The organism is Shinella sp. CPCC 101442 (assembly GCF_024704725.1).
GTDB lineage: Bacteria > Pseudomonadota > Alphaproteobacteria > Rhizobiales > Rhizobiaceae > Shinella.
Window position 1 is genome coordinate 410550 of sequence record NZ_JALIQS010000002.1, and the last position, 24087, is coordinate 434636.

The following is a 24087-nucleotide window of genomic DNA, read 5'->3' on the forward strand; positions in this document are numbered from 1 at the left end:
CGCTCTGCCGAACAGATTCAAACCGGCAGCACAAACGCATGGTATTCCTCAGATTTCATCCAGCAGCATGTCGCGGATCGCGCGCAGACGCTCGGTGCGTTCCAGCGCCATGCGGCCGCCTGCCGCCGTCTGGAAACCGTCCGCCAGCTTGAAGAGCTTCACTTCGAAATGATCGATGGCGAAGGCCTTGTCGTCGAGCGGGCGGTTTTCGGCAAGCGGATCCACCGGGTCGTAGAGGCCGCTGCCCATGCGCCCGGCGATGTAGAAGCAGCGCGCGGCTCCGACCATGCCGATGGCATCGAGCCGGTCGGCATCCTGCACGATCTTCGCCTCCAGCGTCTCGGGCGCGATATTGGCGGAGAAGCTGTGGGTCAGGATGGCGTGGGCCACTGCCGCCACATCCATCTCGCTCCAGCCTTCGGCCGCGAGCAACACGGATGCTTTCTCCGCGGCAAGCCGCGAGGCTTCGGTGCGCAAGGGCGAGTTCTTCTCGACGGCGACGCAATCGTGCAGCAGCACGGCGGCGGCGAGGAGGCGCGCATCGCCGCCCTCCTCCACCTGGATGCGGCGGGCGTTCTTCCACACGCGGATGAGATGGGCGGCATCGTGCGAGCCGTCATCGGCGGCGAAGGCCTGCGGCAGCAGGCGCTCGGCGAGCGGCCCCAGGGGCGAGAAGGCGGCGGCGAGGCAGGCGAAGGACATGAGCAATCCGAAGTTGATCGCCAAACACCTAGCCTGTCATGCCCCCGCGTTCAATTCCGGCTTTTCACCCGTCCCGGACTTTCCCGAAAGGATCTTCTGGTAGAAAAGCCCGATTCCGATGAGCACCGCGCCAAGCCCGATGAAGGACAGCGCGCGCAGGATGCCCTCGAGATTGGCCATGTCGATCAGGAAGACCTTCACCACCGCGATCAGCACCAGGCCGGCGGAAGCAAGGCGGATACTCTTGGAGTCGAATTTCGAGCCGACCACAAGCAACAGCACGCCCAGCAGCAGCCAGACAACGGAATAGGTGTAGGTTTCCGGCTGAAGGAAGCCCTTCCAGTCCGCGATGCCTTCGCCGTGCCAGTAGCGGCGCACGCAGAGCGTGACCCAGGCGAAGACAAGCGCCACACTGGAAAGAGCCAGCATGATGACATAGGGCATCGGCCGGCGGCCGCGTGCATACAGGGCAAGGCCGCCATAGGCGATGCCGGGCAGAAGGTAGCCGACGAGAAGCAGGTCGAGCACCGGCCATTTGCCGAGCAATTCGCCGGTGAAATAGGGATTGAGGCCGATGAAATGGGCGCTCAGCACCGAGAGAACCGAGAGGCCGCCGACGACCATGGAGCCGTAGCGGAAGATGGGGCTCGGCGATTTCAGGTCGAGCGACATCATGATGGCCGAGGCGCCGATGACGAGCAGCGTATAGGTCGCCTGTTCGCCGAGCGTCGGCACGGAACTGTCGAGCACGCCGCCGTTCATGCCGTGACGCACCAGGATCGCGGCCGTCAAAAGCAGGAAGAGGCTGGCGAGCGCCTGCAGGAGATTACGGATCCGCTCTCCCGGCCAGCGGCGCAGCTCGAAGGCGCAGAGCGCCAGAAGCGCTGCGGGAATACCGTAACCGGCAAGAAGCTGGTTGAAGACGGGTGTCTTCGACAGGTTCGCCGCGCCGACGACGGTCGGTTCCCAGCCGAGGCGACCGGCGACAACGGCCGCGGCACCTGCCATCAGCCAGGGCAGCACCGGCCAGCGACGAAGGCGGGTTGCGAAGACGGCCGCAGTGCCGAGCAAAGCGAGGCCGAGCGTCGTGACGAGGCCATCCGTCAGGGCGTGCAGCGCCAGCACGAGGAACGCGAAGCCGCCGCCGGCAAGCGCCCATTGCGGGATGAACAGGTCGTTCTCCTCCGTGCGCTCGCGGGAAAAGGCCTCCGCTGCGGCGAAAAAGACCAAACCGAGCAGCACGGCCAGCAGTCCATGCTTCGGATCGAAGGAAAGATTGCCGAAATTCAGGAAGCTGGCGGCAAGGATCGCGAACGGCACGGCCGGTGCAAGCAGGCTCCAGAGTGCCGCAAAAGCGCTCGAACCCGCCATGCGCAGGCGTATCCCCGCAAGACCGACGGCGGCATAGGCGACCGCGAGTACCAGCAGCAGATTGATCGGCACCTGACCGAGAACCGGCACGGATATGGCACCATCCGCCATAGGCGGCGCGGGGATAACACCGTCCAGCGCCGGCAGTGCGAGGCTGCCGAAGCCGTCGATCAGCCCGTGCTTCGGCAGGCCAATCATCGTGACCACGCCGACAATGGCGCCGACCGCGGAAAAGATCGCCGGATAGATCGCCCAGACGCGCAGCGCACCGAGAACGGCAAGCGCGAGAACGACGAGGACGAAGGCGTAGTCCGCATAAGCAAGCGCCGGAACGTTGCCGGCAAGCACCAGAGCAGGAAACGTCACGGCGAGAGCGCCCGTGAGCGACACGGCGACCGCCGGCGGGGCAAACAGCCGGTCCAGCGCATCGGCAGGCGTGGCGGTTGCCGGCGGCGGCATGTCGTCCGCCGTGAGGCTGCCCGGCCAGATCAGGCCGTGGCCGGCGGCGAGCACCAGCAGGGCGACCAGCGCGGGGATCACGTCGACATTGCTTGCCTGCGACAGGTAGAGCACGGTCCACAACGCAATGCCGGCATTGGCAAGTGCCGGCACGACCTGCCAGCGGCGGATGCGCGCGGCGGCGAAAGTGGCAAGCCAGGCGACGGTGAGGAAGCCGAAGAGGCCCCAGGCGCTCGGTTCTTCGGTCGCGACGAGCGCGGGCGTGAGCATGGAGGCAAGCAGGCCAAGCCCGGCGAGCGCCTGCCCATGCAGCAGCGACAGGCCGATCGTCAGGAAGGAGACGGCGGCGAGCAGCACGAAGGCCGTGGCCGGACCGACATAGCCGTAGAATTCATAGGAAACATAGGTGACGGCGAAGAGCGTGATGGCGCCGGCGGCCGTCAGCACGCCGGGGATCATGGCATTCTGGAAGGCGTTGGCGATCAGCGGCTGGGTGCGGCGGCGCACGAACTCGCCCGATGCCATCAGCACGAGACCGAAGGCCGCGGCCAGCGAAAGGCGCACAGCAGGGCTGAGCAGGCCGGCCTCGATGGAATACTTCACCATGAAGATGCCGCCGAGCGCCAGTGCGATGCCACCGACCCACACGGCCCAGCGCGCCCCGATGCGGCTTTCGAAGCTTTCCCTGGGCGTTGCCGGCGCGGTGGCCGGGGCGGAAACGGCCTCTTCCTCGGCCGTCTCGCTTGCGGCAACGGCGTCGGCCGGCGAAGCGGGAGCACCGCCGAAGATCGCTCGACCGGCATCCGCCTCATCGGTCTTCGCCGCCCAGGGGCTGGAGAAGTCGGCCTCGTCCGGCTGTTCGTCGGCTTCCGCATGCGCCGGTCCGGCGGTTTCGGCAACGGCCTTTTGCGTCGGCAGCGCAAGGTCACCGGCCTTCAGTGCCTCGACCTCGCCCTTCAGTCGCATCACCTCTTCGCCGAGTTTTCGCGCGCTGTTGCGCGAAGCGTTGAGGGTGTAGAGCGCGAGGCCTATCGCGACCAGGGAAAGGATTTCGAGCATTGCGACTCCAGCACGGCACAGTCCGGGCGGCGAGACTACCCGGTTTTATCCAAACGCCAAACGGGGTTACGTTTCAGCGAGGCAATCTCTTCACGCTCAGCGCATGAGGTTTTCGATGGGGAAGATGGCGCAGGTTTCCGTACCGTGTGCCAGAAGCTTGCCGTTCTTATCGCGCAGCCAGGCTTCCGACGTCGCGATGGTGCGGCCGCGATGGACGATTTTCCCCTCGCAGAACACCTCGCCCATGCCGGGCAGCACCGGGCGCACAAGGTTCAGCTTGAATTCGATGGTGGTGTAAGCTTCGCCCGGCTTGATGACGGAGAAGACCGCGCAGCCGAGCGCCGAATCCATCACCGTCGCCGTCCAGCCGCCATGCACGGTGCCAAGCGGGTTGAGGTGATCGGCCGACGGCAGGCCGGAAAAGACGACGCGGCCGTCTTCCACTTCCGTCATCGAGAAGGCGAGCGTCCTGGCCATCGGCGGCGCCGGCAGCGCGCCTGATAACATCGCCTGCAGCACTTTCAGGCCGCCGTCGCGCTTGACCACGTCGAGCGGCAGCGTGCCGATACCGCCGACCGCCAGCCCCGGATAGATTTCCACCGTCATGCATGCGCCTCTTCGGGTTGATCGTTTTTCGGCTTGCCGAGCGCCTTCAGCGCCGCCTGCACGAAACCGTCGCGGGCGCTGGCCAGCTCCAGCCCGCGCGGTTCGCAGACGTGCCGGTTGAGAAAGAAGGCCGTCAGGCGAAAACCATCGGCAAGCGCGGCGGCATCCGCCGCATGCCGGCTTTCGTCGCCCAGGAAAGCCGGCAACGCCAGCATCTTGTCCGCCCAGGGAGCGCCTGCCAACCGCGAGACGGCGCGGCCGGATTTCGGCGAGACATAGCAGAGATCGTCCTTCGCCCCCGTCGCGACGCATTCCAGGAGATCGAGGCCGAAGCCGAGGTCGTTCAGGACGGCAAGCTCGAAGCGGATGAACAGTTCGCCGGCATCGGCCGGTTCGTGCAGATGATCGAGGATGACGGAAAGCGCTTCATGGAGATGCGGATGCGGATCGCGCTCCGGCAGGAAGCGCAGCAGGGCCGCCATGGCCTGTACCCCATAGACGGCGGTCGCCGTCTCCATCAGCCGGCCGGCGCGCAGTTCCAGGGGCTCGACGCGGAACTCGCCGAGATGTTCGTCGAGCCGCGCACGCCAGGTGATATCGACGGAATTGCCCGGCTGAAGCACCGGCTGCATGCTGCGCGAACGGCCGCCGCGCACCATGCCGAGATGGCGTCCGTGCTCGCGCGTCATCACCTCGACGATCACGGATGTTTCGCCGTGACGCCGCACGCCCAGAACGATGGCCTCGTCACTCCATTGCATGGAGCAAAGCCTTACGCCGTCCGCGGGTTTGCCGCAAGCGGGTGCGCCCTGCCCCCTGCGTCCGAACGCCGCGTGGCTGAATAGCCACACCTAAGCCCTTGCCACAGTTTCGCTTTTTTCTTGCCCTTCCCGCGCCGACTTTGCCCCCGAAGACCCGGACAAAGGCCGCAAAGGCCAGATTTGAACTTTGAAATGACAGGTGCCGTCTTGATGTGTGTGTTCCGTCCGCTTGCCCTTCTTGCCCTTGCCGCGACGCTTGCCGGCTGCGCCACCACCACGATGGAGGTGAAGAAGAAGGGGCCGGATCCGATGCATGTCGCGATGTACGGGCCGCATCCGGAGGAGCGCTTCCCGCTGCCGGCGATGGATATCAGCCGGGTCGATCCACAATATTTCCGCCAGCAGGTGGCCTACCAGACGGTGGAGCCGGCGGGTACGATCGTCATCGATACGCAAAACCGCTTCCTCTATCTCGTGCAGGGCGAAGGCATGGCGATGCGCTACGGCATCGGTGTCGGCAAGGCGGGGCTGGAATTCGAGGGCGCAGCACATGTCGGCCGCAAGGCGGAGTGGCCGCGCTGGACGCCGACGCAGAACATGATCGCGCGTGAACCGGAGCGGAACCTGAAATGGGCGGGCGGCATGGAGCCGGGCCTGACCAACCCGCTCGGGCCGCGCGCGCTCTATCTGCACAAGGACGGCAAGGACACGCTGTTCCGCATCCACGGCACGTCGGAGCCATGGTCGATCGGCAAGGCCGTATCGAGCGGCTGCGTGCGCCTGTTCAACCAGGATATCATCGACCTCTACAGCCGCGTCCCGACGGGAAGCCGCGTCGTCGTGCTGCAGCATCAGGCGCCGGCAAGCGAGGCAATGCCGATGGCAGCCGCCGACGGTCTCATGCCGCCGGCCGCCATCTAGTGCGTGCGCAATTCCGGACAGAAAACCGCTTCACATTCTCCCTGGAATTGCTTCGTCACCAGGCGTCAGGCTCGCGCACCATGTGCACGATGTTGGCCGGGTTCATGATCCAGCCGCCTCGAAAGGCCGCACCGAGATCTTCGACGGCATCGCAGCGTACGACGCCGTTCTTTTCCAGATGGCCAAGTGCTGCCGTGTGGTCCGGCGTGAAAAGCTCCAGCCAGACTTCGGCCTGGCTGTAGTTCGGCGCCTCGTCGATCCACAACCGGTTCGGGCCAAGTTCGAAACCGATGGCCGGCGCCTTCGCCTCGAAGGGCGTCAGGCCCACGACGTCCCTGTAGAAGGCGACAGTCGCCTCGTACTGGTGGGATGGCACCTTCATGGCGATGTTGATGCCGCCTTTGATCTGCGTGCTCATTGTCGCCTCCTCACGTAAAATCCTGCTGCTCGGCGGCGACGACGCCTTTCAGCTCGCTCGGATAGTAGCCTTCGCGCAGGTTGATGCCGTATTCCACATAGGCCTTCATGCAGGCGAGCATCTGCGACCAGCCCTCGCAGTTCATGTAGGAGGATTTCTGGCCGCGCTCGTTTTCCCGCCAGCCGGTCTCGGCGATGGTCACCATCGTGCCGCCGTCCTCCAGTGGCTTGAAGCGCATCTCGACGCGGGTCTTGTAGGCCTCCTCCCCCTCGTCGACCATCGCGTCCCAGCGCAGGACGATGAGCGCGTTCTCCTCGACCTTGTCGACGATGACGGGCGCCATGTCCCACCAGGTGACCGTGGTGCCCTCGACGAGCGGCGCGCTCGCCCCGCCGATCGTCGTGAAGTAACCGCTCAGCTTTTTCGGATTGACCACCGCATCGAAAACCTCGGCGACCGGCTTTCCGATCCGCCCATTCACGCGAAATTCCAGCGTCATGCCGTCCTCCTTGGGGCGTATCGCCCTCCTTCGTCTTGTACCAGCTCAAAATATGTTATAAAAAGATAACATGTCAAGCGAATCGATAGAGAACGCCGTCTTTAAGGCGCTCGCCAATGGAAAGCGGCGGCAGATGCTCGATGCGATCAAGCACGCGCCACTGACAACGGGGGCCTTGTGCGAAAAATTTCCGGAGATGGACCGCTGCACGGTTATGCAGCACCTGAAAGTGCTGGAAGAAGCCGACCTCGTCATCCCTCGCAAGGAGGGGCGCGAGCGCTGGAACCACCTCAATGCCCTACCCATCCAGGCGATTCATGATCGCTGGATCAGCCAATATGCCGGGCATGCGATGAGTGTGCTCTCGGCGCTGAAGGGCGAGACGGAAGGCTGAGGCGCCGCCTTTTCGGCAGCGCCCCGCAAAAATCAGACCTCGGTGGCGATGCGGCCGATCTCGGCGATGACGGCATTGCGCTCATCGCCGGAAATGCCGGGGATTTCGACAAAGGCCGTGACGACGATCGCACCGCGGTTTGGCGACCAGGCGATGGCGATGTCATTGGCGTTGCCTATCTTGTTGCCATTCGTTCCGGTCTTGTCACCGGTCATCCAGTCTGCTGGAAAGCCCGCACGCAGCCGCGTATCCCCGGTCTTGTTCATGACGAACCAGGCTGCAAGCTGCGCTCTTGAGGGTGCAGACAGCACGTCCGTGAAGACGAGCTTGCGCCATGTCTCCGCCATGGCGACCGGCGTCGTCGTGTCGCGCTCATCGTCAGGCGTCTCGTGGTAGTTCAGCGCCGGCTCGGTGCGGTCGAGGCGTGTTACGTCATCGCCCAATCCGCGCAGGAATGCCGTGACCGCCTTGGGACCACCCGAAGCGGCCAGCAACAGGTTGGCGGCGGCGTTGTCGCTGAGCGTGACCGTCGCTTCGCAGAGTTCGGCAATCGAAACGCCCTTGCCGCCGATGCGTTTTTCCACGACCGGCGACCAGTCGACGAGATCCGATTTCTTGACGACGATACGCCGGTCCAGCGCCTCCTCCTTGCGATCGACGCGGGCGAGGATGTGCGCAGCCAGCAGCGCCTTGAAGGTGCTGCACATCAGGAAGCGTTCCTCTGCGCGGTGCCGGAGCCGGGCATCCGTTGCGAGGTTATGTATGGCAACGCCGATGCGGCCTTCGTGGCGCGCTTCCAATGCGGCAAGCCGTTCCTGCAGCGTGCCGCCCGATGCCGCACCGGCGACGCCGGCCACGGCCGAAACCGCGGGAATGGCAAGAAGAGCGCCAGCAATCGCCTGCCGGCGTGAAATTGTCATCGTCATAGGTTTATTTCCTGTCTGCCGGGTACTGGAACGTATAGCGCCCAGCCCGTTTGAGCCCGCCCATATCGCGACTATGCGCAAAGGGGCGGGTCAAAACAAACGACGATTTCTGCCGGCAGCCATTAGGAAAACTAGGGATTACTTCCGCTTCATCGCCTCGGCCAACGCCGCGCCGAAAGCGCCCTGCGAGGGTGCCGGCTGCTTTGGAGCGGCCTGGCTGAACTTCGGCTTCATCTGCGCTTGTCTGTCGTTGCGCGGGGCGTTGTCGCGGGCAGCCGGCTCTCCGCCGTCCTTTCGCATGGTGAGGCCGATGCGCTTGCGCGGCACGTCCACTTCGGTCACGCGCACCTTCACCACGTCGCCGGCCTTCACCACCTCGTGCGGATCCTTGATGAAACGGTCGGCAAGCTGCGAGACGTGGACAAGGCCGTCCTGATGCACGCCGATATCGACGAAGGCGCCAAAGGCCGCGACGTTCGTCACGGTGCCCTCGAGCAACATGCCGGGCTTCAGGTCCTTGATGTCGTCGATACCATCGGCAAAGGTCGCGGTCTTGAACTCCGGGCGCGGGTCGCGGCCGGGTTTTTCAAGTTCGGCGAGGATGTCCTTGACGGTCGGCAGGCCGAAGCGCTCATCGACGAAGACCTTGGGATCGAGCTGCTTCAACGCGGCGCTATCGCCCATCAGCGTGCGCACGTCACGACCGCAGGCCGCGACGATCTTTTTGGCGACGCCATAGGCTTCAGGATGCACCGAGGAGGCGTCCAGCGGCTCCTTCCCGTTCGGGATGCGCAGGAAGCCGGCACATTGTTCGAAGGTCCGCGCGCCGAGGCGGGCAACCTTCATCAGCTCCTTGCGGCTTTCAAACGGGCCGTTGGTATCGCGATGCGCGACGATCGCTTCGGCCGAAGACTTGCCGAGGCCGGAAACCCGAGACAGCAGCGGAGCGGAGGCCGTGTTGAGGTCGACGCCCACGGCATTCACCGCGTCTTCCACCACGGCATCGAGCGAGCGAGAGAGTTTGCCCTGGTCGACATCGTGCTGATACTGGCCGACGCCGATCGATTTCGGCTCGATCTTCACCAGTTCGGCCAGCGGATCCTGCAGGCGCCGCGCGATGGAGACCGCGCCGCGCAGGGAAACGTCGAGGTTCGGGAATTCGGCGGCCGCCGTTTCGGAAGCGGAATAGACCGAAGCGCCGGCTTCGGACACGATGACCTTGGTGGGCTTGGGCGCCGGAAGCTGGTCGAGCATGTCGGCGACCAGCCTTTCCGTCTCGCGGCTGCCCGTGCCGTTGCCGATCGAGATCAGCTCCACCTTGTGCTTGCGGATGAGCGAAGCAAGCTCCGCCTGCGTGCCGCGTATATCATTCCTCGGCGGGAAGGGGTAGACGGTCGTCGTCTCGACCACCTTGCCCGTGTTGTCGACCACGGCAACCTTCACCCCTGTTCGGATGCCCGGATCGAGGCCCATCGTGGCGCGCGTGCCGGCGGGTGCCGCAAGCAGCAGGTCCTTGAGATTGCGGGCGAAAACGCGGATCGCCTCCTCCTCCGAGCGCTCACGCATCTCGCGCATCAGATCGAGCGACAGCGACATGGAAAGTTTCACGCGCCAGGTCCAGCCGATGACTTCGGCCAGCCACTTGTCGCCCGGCCTGGTGCCGATAGCGTAGAAGGAAGCGATGATACGCTCGACCGGCTTGACCGGCTCGGTGCTGTCCTGATCGACGACGATATCGACCGACAGGAATTCTTCGTTCCAGCCGCGTAGCATGGCCAACGCCCGGTGGCCGGGCACGTTCGCCCAGCGCTCGGTGTGATCGAAATAGTCGGAGAACTTTGCACCCGCCTCCTGCTTACCCTCGACAACGCGGGAGCGCAGGAAAGCATTCGCCTTCATGTATTCGCGCAGGCGCTTCAGGAGATCGGCATTTTCCGTCAGTTGCTCGGCGACGATGTCGCGCGCGCCTTCCAGTGCGGTCTTCACGTCCGGCACCTCGGCCGACAGGAACGTTGCCGCCAGCTCCGCCGGCACAAGCGCGCGGTCGGCAAGAATCTGCTCCGCCAGCGGGCCGAGACCGCGCTCGCGGGCGATTTCCGCCTTGGTGCGGCGCTTCGGCTTGTAGGGCAGATAGATGTCCTCGAGCTCGGCCTTCGTCGTGACCGCCGCGATCTTGCCGGCCAGCTCGTCCGTCAGCTTGCCCTGTCCCGCAATGCTGTCGAGGATCGAGGCCCGGCGGGCTTCCAGCTCGCGCAAATAGGTCAACCGCTCGGAGAGCGTGCGCAGCTGCGTATCGTCGAGACCACCCGTCACTTCCTTGCGGTAGCGCGCGATGAAGGGCACCGTCGCGCCCTCGTCGAGCAGCCCGACGGCGGCGGAAACCTGCGTGGCGGTGGCCTTGATCTCGGTCGCGATCAGGTTCGCGATCTTCTGCGGTGTCGGGGCCATGTCGGTCTCCTCTGGGCAACGGGCGGGCGGCGACCATAGTGCGCGGCCGGGAGCAGGCCAATCGCATGGCTGGCGGGCTGTCGCCACGTCCACAACATATCACGGGCTGTCCGGCGCCGCAGAACTGCTTCACGGTTGAATGGACAAAAAAAGGAGCTTAGCGGTTGTAACGCTTCATAAAGTCTTGCCGCCTATCTTGTCCGACATAGGGGAAACGGGGCCTTCGGCATGCGCGGCGCATTCTTTGCAGCAGTCTCATTGACGGCCGTTGCCACGGCCGCCCCCGCGGGCGCGGCCACGCTCAACCTGCTCATCTGGGAATCCTATATCGACGAGCAGATCCTCAAGGATTTTGCGGCCGAAACCGGCGTCGAGGTCCGCCAGACTTTCTACGACAGCGGCGACGTGCGCGACGAAATCCTCGCCGACCCCAACAGCAATATCGACGTCGTCGTGACGAACGAGAATGGCGCACGGCTCTATGGCAACCGCGGCGTCATCATGGCGCTGGATGCGGCGAATGTGCCGTCGCTGAAGGACTATGCGCAGACCTGGACGACGCGCTGCGGCGGCTTCGGCGTGCCCTATCTCTGGGGCACGATGGGTATCCTCTACCGCTCCGACAAGATCACCTCGCCGCCCACATCCTGGACGGACATGATGAAGCCGGCCGAGAGCCTGCGCGGCCACATCGCCATGTATGACGACCATGCCGAAGCCTTCGTCGCCCCCCTCGCCCTGCTCGGCAAATCCGTCAACGCCAATGACAACGAGACGCTGAAGGCGGCCTACGAGCTGATGAAGGCGCAGGTGCCCTATGTGCTCACCTACGATTATGTCATCACCTCCATCCAGAGCGCCGACAAGGGCCCCAATATCTGGATGGCGCTCGGCTATAGCGGCGATCAATATACGCTGAACGACAAGGTCTCCTCGCCGGGCCTCTGGCGCTATGTCGTGCCGAAGGAAGGCACGCTCTCCTGGCTCGACTGTGTTTCCGTCAGCGCGCTCTCCGAAAACAAGGACCTGGCGCTGAAGCTGGTCGACTATCTCAGCAGTGCGAAGAACGGCGCCCGCAATGCCGTCAAGCTCAACATGCCCACAGCCAGCACCGCCGCTCTGGCGCTGCTGCCGGAGGACATGCGATCCAATCCCGAAATCTATGCCGCACCGGAAATCCTGGCCAAAAGCCAGTTTCAGGAGGAGCTGACCGTGCAATCGGTCCAGGCCCGTCGCCGCATCATCAGCAGTCTGGCCCAAATCAGTGACGCTCGGTAAACGCGCCCTTTCCCTCATCTTCCCGGTCGTTCTCGCAGGCTACGTGCTCGCCGCGTCGCTGATCTATTACGTGCAAAGCGCCTCGGTCATCGGGCTGGAGCGGGCGCGGATCTGGCAGCAGATTGGCCTCCTGACCGCCGTATTCCAGAACGAGGTGACGCAGAACCGCAGCCTCGTCTATTCCCTCGTGGAGGGCGGAGCGGTACGCCTCTTCGTCAACGAGCCGGATGCCGCCTATCGCAGCAACGCGCTCGGCGTGCGCCTGCAGCAGAGCATCACCTCGCTCTCCGACGACGGCAAGAAATTCATCTCGGTCGCCATCATCCGCCCGCCGCTGACGGTCGATTACTATTATGAAAACAGCGACGATCCCTTCGCCGAGATCACGCCCCAGCAGATCGAACATGCCCGCCAGGTGATCGCAAGCCCGCGGCTCTCCTCCTGGAGCTATCTCAACGTGGAGGGCATCGAGCCGCTGATCGTGCATTCGGAGTTCATCGATCCGCTTACCTTCAACCGTCCGGTGGCGAGCGCGAAGACCGGTGCGATCCTGGTGCAGACGGCGGTGCGGCCAAAACTGTTCCTCGACATGAAGCGAGCGCTGGAAAAGGAGTACGGTGCGGAGATCGAAATCGGCCAGCACCAGTTTCTTGCCAAAGGCGCACTTTCGGCGACCGCAACGCTCAGCCCCTCGCTTTTCGCGCGTCTGACGCCCGATACGGCCTTCCTTGAAGAACGGCTGTGGACGCTGAAATCGCTACTGGCGCTCGGCGCAATCGCGCTCAGCCTCTGCACCATCGCGCTGGTGCTCGGCCTGGTGCGCCGCTACATCACCAATCCCATCGCCAGCCTCGACCGCCAGCTCACCGATGTGATGACCGGCAGCCGCAGCGCTTTGCCCGAGATGAACGAAGCCGGCGAAATCGGCCGCCTCTCCGCCAATGTCAAACGCCTGCACGACCATTCGAAACAGTCCTTCGACCTCGTGCAGCATGCCTCCTGGACGGACACGCTGACGGGCATTTCCAACCGCGAATATTTCAACATCCGCTCGACGCAGATCCTGGAAGAGGCCGAAGCCGAGGATATCGGTTGCACCCTGCTCTTCATCGACGTGGACAACTTCAAGTTCGTCAACGACAAACACGGGCACAAGATCGGCGACGAACTGCTGAAGACGCTCGCTGCCCGCATCTCCGCCATCGTTTCGCGTGCCGTTTCCGAGCGCGGCCTGCCGGACGGACTGTTTGCCCGCCTATCCGGCGACGAGTTCGCCATCATGCTGCGCTGCCAGCCGGGCAGCGGCACGATCACGGAAACCTCGAACCGCATTCTCGCGCTGTTCGGCGAAGGTTTCGAGGTGTTGGACAAGGCCTATCCGGTCACGGCCAGCATCGGCATCGCCGTCTATCCCGAGGATGCCCGCACCCTGCCGGAACTCGTCGCCAATGCCGACGCGGCGATGTACCAGGCGAAATCCCAGGGCAAGAACGGCTCGGCCCGCTACTCCCGCTCGCTGCACGAAAAGCGCAACCGCCAGCGCCGCATCGAGGAGGAACTGCGCGTTCTCGATCCGGACCGCGAATTCCACCTCGTCTACATGCCCATCGTCGACGGCCACGGCAAGGTGATGGGCTGCGAGGCGCTTCTGCGCTGGAATTCCCCGGTGCTCGGCCGCGTGACGCCGGACGAATTCATCCCGATCGCCGAGACGACGGGCCTGTTCAGCAAGATCGACTGGTGGGTGATCGACCGGGCGATGGGAGAATATGGCCAGATCAAGAAGCTCTTCGGCGCCGAGACGATCCTCTGCATCAACATCTCCTCGGCCGAACTCTATACGAAGTCGATCAGCGAGCATTTCTGCGACTGCGCGGACCGCCATGGCATCGACGCGCGCTTCATCGAGATCGAGCTGACGGAAACCTTTGCCGTGAAGCTCGGCGAACAGTCCCGCCGCAACATCGAGATCCTGCGCAGCCGCGGCTTTCGCATCTCCATCGACGATTTCGGCGCCGGCTACACGTCGGTGCAACAGATCATCGAATACCCGGCCGAGACGATCAAGCTCGACCGCGAACTGGTCGAAAGCCTCACCCGCTCGGCCGCCCTTCCGACGTTGCGCGCGCTCGTGGCGCTCTGCCATGCGCAGGACATGTCGGTGATCGCCGAGGGCGTCGATACGACGGAAAAGATGGGCCTGCTCGCCGCCGCCGGCTGCGACTTCTACCAGGGCTACCTCATCTGCCGGCCGCAGCCGCTTGAGGAGCTTGGCATCTGGGCGATGCAGCGGCTGGTGGAAAAGGCCCGGGAAGTGGCAAAGACGCCGGAGCGTCGTGCCACCGCCTAGTCCGTTTGGCTAAACTCAAGACGTCGGGAAATCGAGGCCCATTTCACGGAAGCGGGCCGGATCGTCGCCCCAGTTCTCGCGCACCTTCACGAAGAGGAAGAGGTGCACGGTCTGCTCGAGGATATCAGACAGTTCCTTGCGGGAGGCGGTGGAGATCGCCTTGATGGCGTCGCCGTTCTTGCCGAGCGCGATCTTCTTCTGACTGTCGCGCTCGACATAGATGACCTGTTCGATGCGCACGGAACCATCCTTGCGCTCTTCCCACTTTTCCGTCTCGACATGTGAGGAATAGGGAAGCTCCTGATGGAGGCGCAGGAAGAGCTTTTCGCGGGTGATTTCGGCTGCGAGCTGACGCATCGGCAGGTCGGAAATCTGGTCTTCCGGATAATACCAGGGGCCTTCGGGCAAAGCGGCGGAGAGGTAGTCCATCACGTCTTCGCAGCCTGAGCCGTTCAGCGCCGAGATCATGAAGGTGCGCTCGAACTTGACGACCTCGTTGACGGCGGCCGCCAGCTTCAAGAGGTCCTCCGGCTTGACGCGGTCGACCTTGTTCAGGATGAGAATCTTCGGCTGGTGGACTTCCTTGAGGCCTTCCAGGATCGTCTCGGCATCGCCCCTCAGGCCACGCTCGCTGTCGATCAAGAACATGATGAAGTCGGCATCCTTGGCGCCGCCCCAGGCGGTCGTGACCATGGCGCGGTCGAGCCGGCGGCGCGGCTTGAAGATGCCGGGCGTGTCCATGAAAACGATCTGGGCGTTATTGTGGATGGCGATGCCGCGCACGATGGCGCGCGTCGTCTGCACCTTGTGGCTGACGATCGATACCTTGGCGCCGACGAGCCGATTGACCAGCGTCGACTTGCCGGCATTGGTCGCACCGATCATCGCCACGAAACCCGAATGGGTCGGGCCTTCAACGGTTGAGCCCGTTTCAGCGGGATTTTGGTTTTCTTCGGTCATGATGTCCGTTTAATCTTTGTTTGTTCGCAATTCCAAACGCAAAACCGCTCAAGCAGTTTTGCTGGAATTGCTTCAGCCGCTGCCCTTGGGCCAGACGCCTTCGCGTTCCAGAATTTTCGTTGCGGCCGCCTGTTCTGCGGCCCGTTTCGAGCGGTCGACACCCGTCGCCGGCTTCACGCCCTTGATCTCCACCGTCACCGTGAAGCTGGGATCATGATCCGGTCCCGAACGCTCGTCCACCTTGTAGCTCGGTGTCAGGCCGAACCGGGCATGCGCCCATTCCTGCAATTCGGTCTTGGCGTCGCGCCGCGCGCCTTCAGCGCGGGCAGCCCTGCCCTCCCAGTTGCGCAGGATGAAGCCGCGCGCCGCCTCCAGCCCGCCGTCGAGATAGATCGCGGCGATGAGCGACTCTACCACATCGGCGCGCACATTCAGCATGGCTTTTCCGGTGAGCTTCTTCACATCCGCGCCGGTGCGGATGAACCGGTGCAGGGCGAGGTCATCGGAGACCGCTGCGCAGCTTTCGGCGCTGACGAGTTGATTCAGGCGAACGGAAAGCTCGCCCTCCTTCGCCTCGCGAAAGGTGCGGAACAGCATCTCGGCGACGCAGAGCCCCAGCACGCGGTCGCCGAGAAACTCCAGCCGTTCGTAATTGCTGCCTTTTCCAGGCCGCGCGCTCGCATGCGTGATCGCCCTGTCGAGGCGCTCCTTGTCGGTGAAGGCGTAGCCGATCAGGTCCTCGAGGGCCTTGCGGTTCACGTCGTTCAGCGGAATGGCGCCCTTCATTCAACGACCTTGAACAGGCGGTCCCAACGAAGGTTTGTCGGCCATTTCCAGATTTCGCTGAAGGCGGTGTCATGGCCGAGCGAGAAGAAGATCAGGCTGGCGCGACCGATCAGGTTCTCCGCCGGAACGAAACCGACATCGAAACGGCTGTCGGCCGAGTTGTCGCGGTTGTCGCCCATCATGAAATAGTGGCCTTCCGGCACGATGAATTCGCGGGTGTTATCCCCGACCGTGCCCGGACGCGTGTCCAGTGTGTCGAAGGCCACGCCGTTGTCGAGCGTCTCGCGGAACACCGGAACGTCTTCGCCGGTATCGTACTGGTCGTCGGCGCGGAAGAAGCCGTTATGCTCGCGCGGGACGGCGACGCCGTTGATGAAGAGTTCGCTGTCCCTGACCTGGACACGATCGCCCGGCAGGCCGACGAGGCGCTTGATGTAATCGATATCGGGGTTCGGAGGGAAGCGGAACACGACGATGTCGCCGCGCTTCGGCTCACTTGCGAAGATGCGGCCGGAAAACAGGTTCGGCGAGAACGGCAGCGAATATTTCGAATAGCCGTAGGAAAACTTGTTGACGAAGAGGTAGTCGCCGACGAGCAGCGTCGGCATCATGGAGCCGGAGGGGATCGTGAAGGGCTGGAAGAGCACCGTGCGGATCACCACGGCAAGCAGCAGCGCCTGGATGATGACCTTGACGTTTTCCCACAGGCCGCCTTCGGCCTTTTCTGTCTTCTCTGCCACGCCGGACTTTTCCTTATTTGCGAACATGGGGCCCTCTATAGAGGAAAGGTTGTCTGTTGGAAATCGCATCGATCAAAAAGACGCAAGCCCGGTTATCCGGGCGTTGCGGCCGGCAGCGCCTCGATGATCACGAAAGCTTGCGCCAGCGGAAAATCGTCGGTGATGGTGATGTGGATGCGGGGTTCGTGCCCTTCGGGGAGCATCTGCCTCAGCCGTTCGAGCGCGCCGCCCGTCAGCTTCATGGTCGGCTTGCCGCCCGGCAGGTTGACGACGCCCATGTCCTTCCAGAACACGCCCTGCGCCAACCCCGTGCCGAGCGCCTTGGAGCAGGCCTCCTTGGCGGCGAAGCGCTTGGCATAGGACGCGGCGCGGTTCTTGCGCCCGTCGGATTTCGCCCGCTCGATCTCGGTGAAGCAGCGCTCCGTGAACCGCGTGCCAAAGCGCTCCAGCGACTTCTCCACCCGGCGGATGTCGATGAGGTCGCTGCCGATGCCGATGATCATAGGGTCGTGTCTCCGGGGGAAAGTGCGGGGGTGTGGTGCGAGGAAAGGCCGGCGCGCTCCAGCAGGCGCGCATGACGCCGGGCCTTGAAGGAGCGCACGGCAAAGCGTGTCGCACCATAGGCGATGACCGCCGTGAGAACACCGAGAAGACCGGCGCCGGCAAGCATGGGCTTCAGGACCGGCTGCCAGAGTTCGGACAGTTCGAGATGCTCCAGCCGGTGGAAGAGTTCACCCGCCGTTACCGCCTCGGTGGACGAGATGCCGAGCAGGGCTTCGCCGACGCGGAACGTCGCGAGCGCAATCAACGGAATGGTGAGCGGATTGGCGATCGCGGTCGCGAGCGCCGCCGCCAGCAGGTTGCCGGCCATCAGATAGGCGAGCGCCATTGCCAGAAGGATGTGGAAGCCGAGAAGCGGCGTGAAGGCCGAGAAGATGCCGGCGGCAACCCCTGCGGCCACCGCGTGCGGCGACGCGGAAAGGCGCAGGATTCGCTTGGCGAGGTAGCGCGCCGGACGCGTCAACCCCTTGCGCGGCCAGAAGAATTCGCGCAACCGGTCGGCCATCGAGGCCTTTTTTCGGCGTCTGAACAACATGTCCAAGACATAGCCGATCCGTTAGTGGCATTTCAATGGCGCCTCTGCGGACGCCGTCATGGCGCCACGGGCGGCCGTGGCGCACGCCGTGCGCCACATGGTCTCGACGTCTTAGAAGGACCTGCGGAAAAGGCCGCGGTCGATCTGACGCTGGCGATATTCCAGGTCGATCCGGTCGATGGCGCCGTTGAGATAGGCGATTTCGCGCTCTTCGGAGTTCGGTACACGCAGGGCGCGGGCGAAGTTCTTGATCTGCTTCAACATGGTAAACCTCTTTCGGTTACCTCCCGAGACAGAAGATAGGGTGAGAGCCCTTTAGGCACCAGCGACACTATTCCAATACAGCCATGCACAATGCGCATAGCGACTGGTCAAATCTTGGGCAAACCTGCCTTATTCAGGGCAGGTTGCCATATTTTTGCATGGTGACTGTCATGTAAACACGCGGCTGATGGTCGAGACGCACTGAAGTTCCTTGAGTTGGCCCATCAGCTGGTTCAGCTGGCGAAGATCCCAGACCTCGAGATCGATATGGACCTCCGTGAAATCCGTCGCCACCCGCGTCATCGACATGGACCGGATATTGACGTCGCTGGTCGCGATCGTCTGGGTGACTTCGGCGAGCGTGCCCGGCTCGTTCAGCGCGTTGATCACGATGCGCGCCATGAAACGGGTGTTGTTCGCCTCGTCGAGGTCCCAGCGCACGTCGATCCAGCGCTCCGGCTCGTCGTCGAACTTCTGCAGCGCCGGCGACTGGATCGGGTAAATCGTAATACCCTTGTCCTTCTCCATGATGCCGATGATGCGATCGCCGGGAACGGCGCCGCCGGCGGAGAAATGCACTTCGGCATTGCCGGAGAGGCCCCGGATCGGCAGGGCCTCGGGACCAGCCTCCGTTTCCGCGCTTTCGAGCGCGGACTTGGCCTTGCCGGGTAGTTTGAAGACCATGCCGGCGGCGCTGCGCATGTTGAACCAGCCCTCCTCCGTGTTGGGCTTCACAGTCACGCGCTCGTCCTGATAATCCGGGAAGACGGCGCGCAGCACATCGAGCGAGGACAGCTCGCCGCGGCCGACCGAGGCGATGGCGTCCTCGACCTCCTTCTGGCCGAGGCGATGCAGCACGGGCTTCAGGCCATCGCGCGAAAAAGACTTTCCGGCGCGGTCGAAGGTGCGCTCCAGAATGCGGTAGCCGAGGCCGGCATATTGTTTTCGCACGGCAGCGCGGGTTGCCCTGCGGATCGCCGCGCGCGCCTTGCCCGTCACAACGATCTCTTCCCAGGCCGGCGGCGGCACCTGGATGCCGGAGCGGATGATCTCGACTTCGTCGCCGTTGCTCAGCCGCGTGACGAGCGGCATGATACGGCCGTTGATCTTGGCGCCGACGCAGGTATCGCCGACATTGGTGTGAACCGCATAGGCAAAGTCGATCGGTGTCGCGCCACGCGGCAGCGTGATCAGCTGGCCCTTGGGCGTGAAGGTGAACACCTGGTCCTGGAAGAGTTCGAGCTTGGTATGCTCGAGGAACTCCTCCGGATTGTCGCCTTCGGCGAGCGATTCGATCGTCCGGCGCAGCATGGCATAGGCATTGGAGCGCGGCGATGTCGTGCGCTCCTCGCCGATCACCACTTCCTTGTCCTTGTAGAGCGAATGCGCCGCGATGCCGTATTCAGCGATCTCGTGCATGCGCTTGGTGCGGATCTGCAGTTCGATGCGCTGGCGCGACGGACCGACGATGGTGGTGTGGATCGACTGGTAGTCGTTCTGCTTCGGTGTCGAAATATAGTCCTTGAACCGGCCCGGCACGACGCGCCAGCGCGTATGCACGATGCCGAGCGCGGCATAGCAACCCGGGATATCGTCGACGAGAATGCGGAAGGCGTAGACGTCGGAAAGCTGCTCGAAGGAGAGCGACTTCGACTGCATCTTGCGGAACACCGAATAGGGCGTCTTCTGGCGTCCCTTGACGAGCGCATCTTCGAGGCCGTTGACGACCAGCAGCTCGCGCAGCTCGTCCTCGATCTTGCGGATGAGGCCCTCGTTGCGGCGGGAGAGTTCCTCGAGCTTGTTCGTGACGGTCTCGAAGGCTTCCGGATTGATGTGGCGGAAGGAGAGGTTTTCCAGCTCCTCGCGCATGTCCTGCATGCCCATGCGGCCGGCGAGCGGCGCATAGATGTCCATCGTCTCCTCGGAGATGCGGGCGCGCTTTTCCGGCGTCATATGGTCCAGCGTGCGCATGTTGTGCAGCCGGTCGGCGAGTTTGACGAGCAGCACGCGCACATCGTCGGAAATGGCGAGCAGGAGCTTGCGCAGGTTTTCCGCCTGCTTGGCCTTCTTGGAGACGAGATCGAGCTTCTTGATCTTGGTGAGGCCTTCGACCAGCGCGCCGATATCCTCACCGAACAGTTCGTCGATTTCCGCGCGCGTCGCGCTGGTATCCTCGATCGTATCGTGCAGCAGAGCGACTGCGATAGTCGATTCGTCGAGGCGCATGTCGGTCAGGATGGCGGCGACTTCGAGGGGATGCGAGATATAGGGATCGCCGCTCGCCCGCTTCTGCTGCCCATGCTTCTGCATGGCATAGACATAGGCCCTGTTCAGCAGGGCCTCGTTGACGTCGGGCTTGTATTTCTGAACCCGTTCGACGAGTTCATATTGACGCATCATTCTCGCTTGGCTCCCCTCCCCGGCGCGGCGGGGCAAAAAAAAGTGCGCCCCGACCATAAGAGGGGCGCACCGGCATTCGCAATATCAAAGGCTTCGGTAACGTACCGAAATCAGTAATCGTCGCTCTTTTCCGGCGGCACGAGACCTTCGATACCGGCCAGCAGTTCTTCTTCCGACATGCGGTCGAAGGTGATCGTTTCCGGCTGGTCCTCGTCCTCGTCGACGGCAGCCGTCGCAGAACCGGTGTCGGCAGCAAGGCTTGCCGGATCGGGCTCGGGCTCGTCCACTTCCACATGCTTCTGCAGCGAGTGGATCAGGTCTTCCTTGAGGTCGTCGGGCGAAAGGGTTTCGTCGGCGATTTCGCGCAGGGCAACGACGGGGTTCTTGTCGTTGTCGCGGTCGATGGTGATGGCGGCACCCTGCGAGATGAGGCGGGCGCGATGGCTTGCAAGAAGAACCAGCTCGAAGCGGTTGTCTACCTTGTCAATGCAATCTTCAACGGTGACACGGGCCATTGCCTGTCCTTTGTGATCGAGAATTTCAGGAGTTTGCATGCCCGATACAGGCAAAGGAAGCAAAATTCAAGTTTTTCCTTCCCTATCCCCCGCGGTCACGTGTCATAAGGCTGCCCATGTAATTTATGGTTGAGCCCTAACGTAACGGTAGGCCGAAAGATCAAATATCTGACAAATAGGGTAACGTGCGGGAACTGTTCTCCAATTCCGAAACCTTTGAATTTGCTGAAACGATGCCGGTGACAAAAATCGTATCCGCAACCTAGGTTTGCTTGGAAAGCGTGTTCGGCTGCCCTAAATGAAGATTATATGAAAAAGAGTTAATTCAACCGGCCAGTGCATCCGGAAATCCCGGAACATGTTCAAACCGAACCGTTTAGCTCAACTTCTACTTAAAAGGATTTTCCGATATGTTCGACCCCCGCGAGAAAATCGCCCTGTTCATCGACGGTGCAAATCTCTATGCGGCTTCCAGGACACTCGGCTTCGATATCGATTACAGGAAGCTTCTGAAGGCTTTTCAGAAACGCGGCTACCTGCTGCGCGCTTATTACTATACCGCCCTCATCGAAGACCAGGAATATTCCTCGATCCGCCCGCTTATCGACTGGCTCGACTATAACGGCTACAAGGTCGTCACCAAGCCGGCCAAGGAATTCACCGACTCGCTCGGCCGCCGCAAGATCAAGGGCAACATGGACATCGAGCTCGCCATCGACGCGATGGAGCAGTCCGAGACCGTCGATCACCTCGTCATCTTCTCCGGCGACGGCGATTTCACCACCCTCGTCGAGGCGCTGCAGCGCCGGGGCCGCAAGGTCTCCGTGGTCTCCACCATGCAGACGCAGCCGCCGATGATCGCCGACGATCTGCGCCGCCAGGCCGACTATTTCATCGACCTCGGTTCGCTGAAGGCCGAAATCGGCCGCGATCCCTCCGAACGCCCGCAGCGCACGGTGGAACCGGTCGACAACGTCACCGAGTAAGTCATTCTCCGTCGTCTTTTCATCAACGTCCCGCTCCGGGACGTTGATGCGTTTATGGCCACGCACGCCGCTTTTTCCCGACATTCCGCAACGGGAAAGCCCGGAATTCCGGCATCTTCAATGCTTCGTTAAACATTGAATCAAATGCGCCTGCCGGCCATTAATGTTCCGCAAGACTCTCCTGATATCCCATTGCCGTACAGTCATTTCGCATTGGGACATCTCGCAACATGGTGGACGCAGTCTCGCTTTCGGGCAACAGCTACCGGGCAGCATCGAACGCGCTTGAAGTGCGCTCGGCAACGCCTGCCGTAGAAACCCGCCCCGCCGCATCCGCCCTCGCCGCGCTCACCGTGCCGCAGCCGGTCACGCAGGTCGCGACACCATCCGAGATTGCCGAGGACATCGGCGACCTCAGCTTCCTCTATGCGCCGAACGGCCAGCCGGGCATTTCCACCGTTCCCGCCTATGCCGTGCCATCCACCCAGGCGACAGGCGAAGCCCGCATTTCGGCCGAGCGCAACCCGACGGCGCGCCTTGCCATCGAGAGCACCGACCTCAACAACCTGCTATCGTCCTTCCTTGCCCCGCGCACCCCAAGCGCCAACCCGGCGCCCTCCCCGGATGTGCCGGCCGAAACGAACGGCGCGCAGCTTGCCCGCGCCGCCCAGCAGTCGGTCATCGCGCAGCTTTACGCGCAGTTCTAAACTCAATTTGGAAATCGGGATTCGCGCCGGCCTCACGGCCGGCGCCGGGGCGCCATGTCAGCCGCGATCGCGCAGCAGGCGGCCCTTCTGGCGGTTCCAGTCGCGCTCTTTTTCAGTCTCGCGCTTGTCGTGCAGCTTCTTGCCCTTGGCAAGCGCAATCTCAATCTTGGCACGGCCGACATCGTTGAAATAGACTTTCAACGGCACTAGCGTCATGCCCTCGCGGTTGATCGCGATGCGCAGGCGATGGATCTCGCGCTTGGAGAGCAGCAGCTTGCGCCGACGTCGGGTCTCGTGGTTGAACCGGTTGGCCTGCAGGTACTCCGGCAGATAGGAGTTGATCAGCCAGATTTCGCCACCCTCGTCCGAAGCGTAGGATTCCGCGATATTCGCCCTGCCTTCACGCAGCGATTTGACCTCCGTGCCGGTCAGAACCAGACCGGCCTCGTAGGTGTCGATGATCTCGTAGTTGAAGCGGGCCTTGCGGTTCTCCGCTACAATCTTCTTGACCGTCGCTGGACGTGCCTTCGTTACCATATCAGTTCAGCAGGCCGGCATGGCGAAGTGCGGCGTCGATCGCCGCCTCCGTGGCCGGCTCCAGCGTGGGAATGAGCGGCGAGCGGACGAAGCGATTCATGTCGCGGGTGCGGTTCAGCGCGTATTTCGCGCCGCAAAGACCCGGTTCCAGGAAGATCGCCTTGTGCAGCGGCATGAGCTTGTCCTGGTATTCGAGCGCCTTGGCGTAGTCCCCGGCAAGCGTTGCCTCCTGGAATTCGGCGCACAGGCGCGGCGCGACATTGGCCGTCACCGAGATGCAGCCGACGCCGCCATGGGCGTTGAAGCCGAGCGCGGTCGCATCCTCGCCCGAAAGCTGGACGAAATCCTTGCCACAGGTGATGCGTTGCTCGGAAACACGCTCGATCTTGCCCGTCGCATCCTTGACGCCCATGATCGAGGGGTGCGCCTTGTGAAGCGCGCCCATCGTCTCCGGCGTCATGTCGACCACCGAGCGGCCGGGAATGTTGTAGATGACGATCGGCAGCTTCAAGGCGCCGGCAATCGCGGCATAATGCGCGAACAGGCCCTTCTGCGTGGGCTTGTTGTAATAGGGCGTTACGACGAGGACCGCGTCCGCACCGGCTTTTTCGGCGTGCTGGGCAAGATCGATCGCTTCTTTCGTATTGTTCGAGCCCGCACCGGCGATAACGGGGACACGGCCCTTCGCCACCTTGATGCAGAGTTCCACCACCCGTTTGTGCTCGTCATGCGACAGCGTCGGCGACTCGCCGGTGGTGCCCACCGGGACGAGGCCGTGGCTGCCCTCACCGATCTGCCATTCGACATGCGCGGCGAAGGCGTCTTCATCGACGGCGCCGGTATCGGTAAAAGGGGTGACGAGAGCGGGAAGGGATCCCTTGAACATCCAGAACTCCTGAGGCCA

Annotated in this window: 24 protein-coding genes; 6 read left to right on the plus strand and 18 right to left on the minus strand. The window is 63.1% G+C overall.

Features of this window, described 5'->3' with window-relative positions; translation table 11 throughout:
* Positions 1 to 48 precede the first annotated feature (48 nt).
* The 4 genes from MUO32_RS07225 to recO all read right to left on the minus strand — a co-directional run bounded on the left by MUO32_RS07225 (position 49) and on the right by recO (position 4958).
* Complete coding sequence (locus tag MUO32_RS07225) at positions 49 to 702, minus strand: HD domain-containing protein (RefSeq protein ID WP_257947545.1); 654 nt, start codon at positions 700 to 702, stop codon at positions 49 to 51.
* Positions 703 to 738: 36 nt separating this feature from the next.
* A complete protein-coding gene (locus MUO32_RS07230) occupies positions 739 to 3591 on the minus strand; it encodes a DUF2339 domain-containing protein (protein ID WP_257947546.1) in 2853 nt (950 codons plus the stop codon).
* Between the two features lie 96 nt (positions 3592 to 3687).
* On the minus strand, positions 3688 to 4197 hold the full coding sequence (locus MUO32_RS07235) for a PaaI family thioesterase (RefSeq protein ID WP_257947547.1): 510 nt from the start codon (positions 4195 to 4197) through the stop codon (positions 3688 to 3690).
* Positions 4194 to 4958, minus strand: coding sequence for a DNA repair protein RecO (recO, locus tag MUO32_RS07240; RefSeq protein WP_257947548.1), 765 nt, complete (start codon positions 4956 to 4958; stop codon positions 4194 to 4196). The genes MUO32_RS07235 and recO overlap by 4 nt, the downstream gene beginning before the upstream one ends.
* Positions 4959 to 5168: 210 nt before the next feature.
* Here recO and MUO32_RS07245 point away from each other — a divergent pair, with 210 nt between their 5' ends.
* On the plus strand, positions 5169 to 5879 hold the full coding sequence (locus tag MUO32_RS07245) for a L,D-transpeptidase (protein ID WP_257947549.1): 711 nt from the start codon (positions 5169 to 5171) through the stop codon (positions 5877 to 5879).
* A gap of 55 nt (positions 5880 to 5934) precedes the next feature.
* Here the strand turns inward: MUO32_RS07245 and MUO32_RS07250 are convergent, their stop codons facing one another.
* Both MUO32_RS07250 and MUO32_RS07255 read right to left on the minus strand, forming a co-directional pair.
* On the minus strand, positions 5935 to 6297 hold the full coding sequence (locus tag MUO32_RS07250; protein WP_257947550.1) for a hypothetical protein: 363 nt from the start codon (positions 6295 to 6297) through the stop codon (positions 5935 to 5937).
* 10 nt (positions 6298 to 6307) lie between these two features.
* Positions 6308 to 6796: an SRPBCC domain-containing protein gene (locus tag MUO32_RS07255; protein ID WP_257947551.1), complete on the minus strand. Its 489-nt coding sequence runs from the start codon at positions 6794 to 6796 to the stop codon at positions 6308 to 6310.
* A 70-nt stretch (positions 6797 to 6866) separates the two neighbouring features.
* Here MUO32_RS07255 and MUO32_RS07260 point away from each other — a divergent pair, with 70 nt between their 5' ends.
* Positions 6867 to 7190: a helix-turn-helix transcriptional regulator gene (locus MUO32_RS07260; protein ID WP_257947552.1), complete on the plus strand. Its 324-nt coding sequence runs from the start codon at positions 6867 to 6869 to the stop codon at positions 7188 to 7190.
* Between the two features lie 32 nt (positions 7191 to 7222).
* On the opposite strand, the gene bla is transcribed toward MUO32_RS07260, so the two are convergent.
* Positions 7223 to 8116, minus strand: coding sequence for a BKC/GPC family carbapenem-hydrolyzing class A beta-lactamase (gene bla / locus MUO32_RS07265; RefSeq protein ID WP_257947553.1), 894 nt, complete (start codon positions 8114 to 8116; stop codon positions 7223 to 7225).
* A gap of 138 nt (positions 8117 to 8254) precedes the next feature.
* Positions 8255 to 10564, minus strand: coding sequence for a Tex family protein (locus tag MUO32_RS07270; protein ID WP_257947554.1), 2310 nt, complete (start codon positions 10562 to 10564; stop codon positions 8255 to 8257).
* Positions 10565 to 10792: 228 nt separating this feature from the next.
* Here MUO32_RS07270 and MUO32_RS07275 point away from each other — a divergent pair, with 228 nt between their 5' ends.
* Together MUO32_RS07275 and MUO32_RS07280 are read left to right on the plus strand one after the other, a co-directional pair.
* Complete coding sequence (locus tag MUO32_RS07275) at positions 10793 to 11842, plus strand: spermidine/putrescine ABC transporter substrate-binding protein (RefSeq protein WP_257947555.1); 1050 nt, start codon at positions 10793 to 10795, stop codon at positions 11840 to 11842.
* Entirely contained in the window at positions 11829 to 14192 is a 2364-nt protein-coding gene (locus tag MUO32_RS07280) for a bifunctional diguanylate cyclase/phosphodiesterase (protein WP_257947556.1), read from the plus strand. Before MUO32_RS07275 ends, MUO32_RS07280 begins: the two co-directional genes overlap by 14 nt.
* Positions 14193 to 14207: 15 nt before the next feature.
* Here MUO32_RS07280 and era read toward each other — a convergent pair whose 3' ends face one another.
* The 8 genes from era to rpoZ form a co-directional block, all read right to left on the minus strand.
* Positions 14208 to 15152: a GTPase Era gene (gene era, locus MUO32_RS07285; protein ID WP_257947557.1), complete on the minus strand. Its 945-nt coding sequence runs from the start codon at positions 15150 to 15152 to the stop codon at positions 14208 to 14210.
* A 72-nt stretch (positions 15153 to 15224) separates the two neighbouring features.
* Positions 15225 to 15938, minus strand: coding sequence for a ribonuclease III (gene rnc / locus MUO32_RS07290; protein WP_257947558.1), 714 nt, complete (start codon positions 15936 to 15938; stop codon positions 15225 to 15227).
* Positions 15935 to 16705 (minus strand): signal peptidase I, encoded by a 771-nt coding sequence (gene lepB, locus MUO32_RS07295; RefSeq protein ID WP_257947559.1) that lies wholly within the window; start codon positions 16703 to 16705, stop codon positions 15935 to 15937. The genes rnc and lepB overlap by 4 nt, the downstream gene beginning before the upstream one ends.
* 65 nt (positions 16706 to 16770) lie before the next feature.
* Positions 16771 to 17181: a holo-ACP synthase gene (gene acpS / locus MUO32_RS07300; RefSeq protein WP_257947560.1), complete on the minus strand. Its 411-nt coding sequence runs from the start codon at positions 17179 to 17181 to the stop codon at positions 16771 to 16773.
* Positions 17178 to 17774, minus strand: a complete 597-nt coding sequence (locus MUO32_RS07305) for a DUF2062 domain-containing protein (protein WP_257947561.1) — start codon at positions 17772 to 17774, stop codon at positions 17178 to 17180. The genes acpS and MUO32_RS07305 overlap by 4 nt, the downstream gene beginning before the upstream one ends.
* A gap of 111 nt (positions 17775 to 17885) precedes the next feature.
* Positions 17886 to 18038, minus strand: coding sequence for a DUF3563 domain-containing protein (locus tag MUO32_RS07310; RefSeq protein WP_257947562.1), 153 nt, complete (start codon positions 18036 to 18038; stop codon positions 17886 to 17888).
* Positions 18039 to 18206: 168 nt separating this feature from the next.
* Positions 18207 to 20438 carry a bifunctional (p)ppGpp synthetase/guanosine-3',5'-bis(diphosphate) 3'-pyrophosphohydrolase gene (locus MUO32_RS07315; protein WP_257947563.1) on the minus strand — a complete coding sequence of 744 codons (2232 nt, stop codon included), beginning with the start codon at positions 20436 to 20438 and terminating at the stop codon, positions 18207 to 18209.
* A gap of 110 nt (positions 20439 to 20548) precedes the next feature.
* Positions 20549 to 20953 carry a DNA-directed RNA polymerase subunit omega gene (gene rpoZ / locus MUO32_RS07320; RefSeq protein WP_257947564.1) on the minus strand — a complete coding sequence of 135 codons (405 nt, stop codon included), beginning with the start codon at positions 20951 to 20953 and terminating at the stop codon, positions 20549 to 20551.
* A gap of 410 nt (positions 20954 to 21363) precedes the next feature.
* On the opposite strand from rpoZ, the gene MUO32_RS07325 reads away from it, so the two are divergent.
* The gene (locus MUO32_RS07325) at positions 21364 to 21939 is read left to right on the plus strand and encodes an NYN domain-containing protein (RefSeq protein WP_257947565.1); all 576 of its coding nucleotides are present in this window, start codon (positions 21364 to 21366) and stop codon (positions 21937 to 21939) included.
* A gap of 230 nt (positions 21940 to 22169) precedes the next feature.
* On the plus strand, positions 22170 to 22646 hold the full coding sequence (locus tag MUO32_RS07330) for a hypothetical protein (RefSeq protein ID WP_257947566.1): 477 nt from the start codon (positions 22170 to 22172) through the stop codon (positions 22644 to 22646).
* A gap of 57 nt (positions 22647 to 22703) precedes the next feature.
* On the opposite strand, the gene smpB is transcribed toward MUO32_RS07330, so the two are convergent.
* On the minus strand, positions 22704 to 23183 hold the full coding sequence (smpB, locus tag MUO32_RS07335; protein ID WP_257947567.1) for an SsrA-binding protein SmpB: 480 nt from the start codon (positions 23181 to 23183) through the stop codon (positions 22704 to 22706).
* Between the two features lies 1 nt (position 23184).
* Positions 23185 to 24069 (minus strand): 4-hydroxy-tetrahydrodipicolinate synthase, encoded by an 885-nt coding sequence (gene dapA / locus MUO32_RS07340; RefSeq protein WP_257947568.1) that lies wholly within the window; start codon positions 24067 to 24069, stop codon positions 23185 to 23187.
* Between the last annotated feature and the right edge of the window lie 18 nt (positions 24070 to 24087).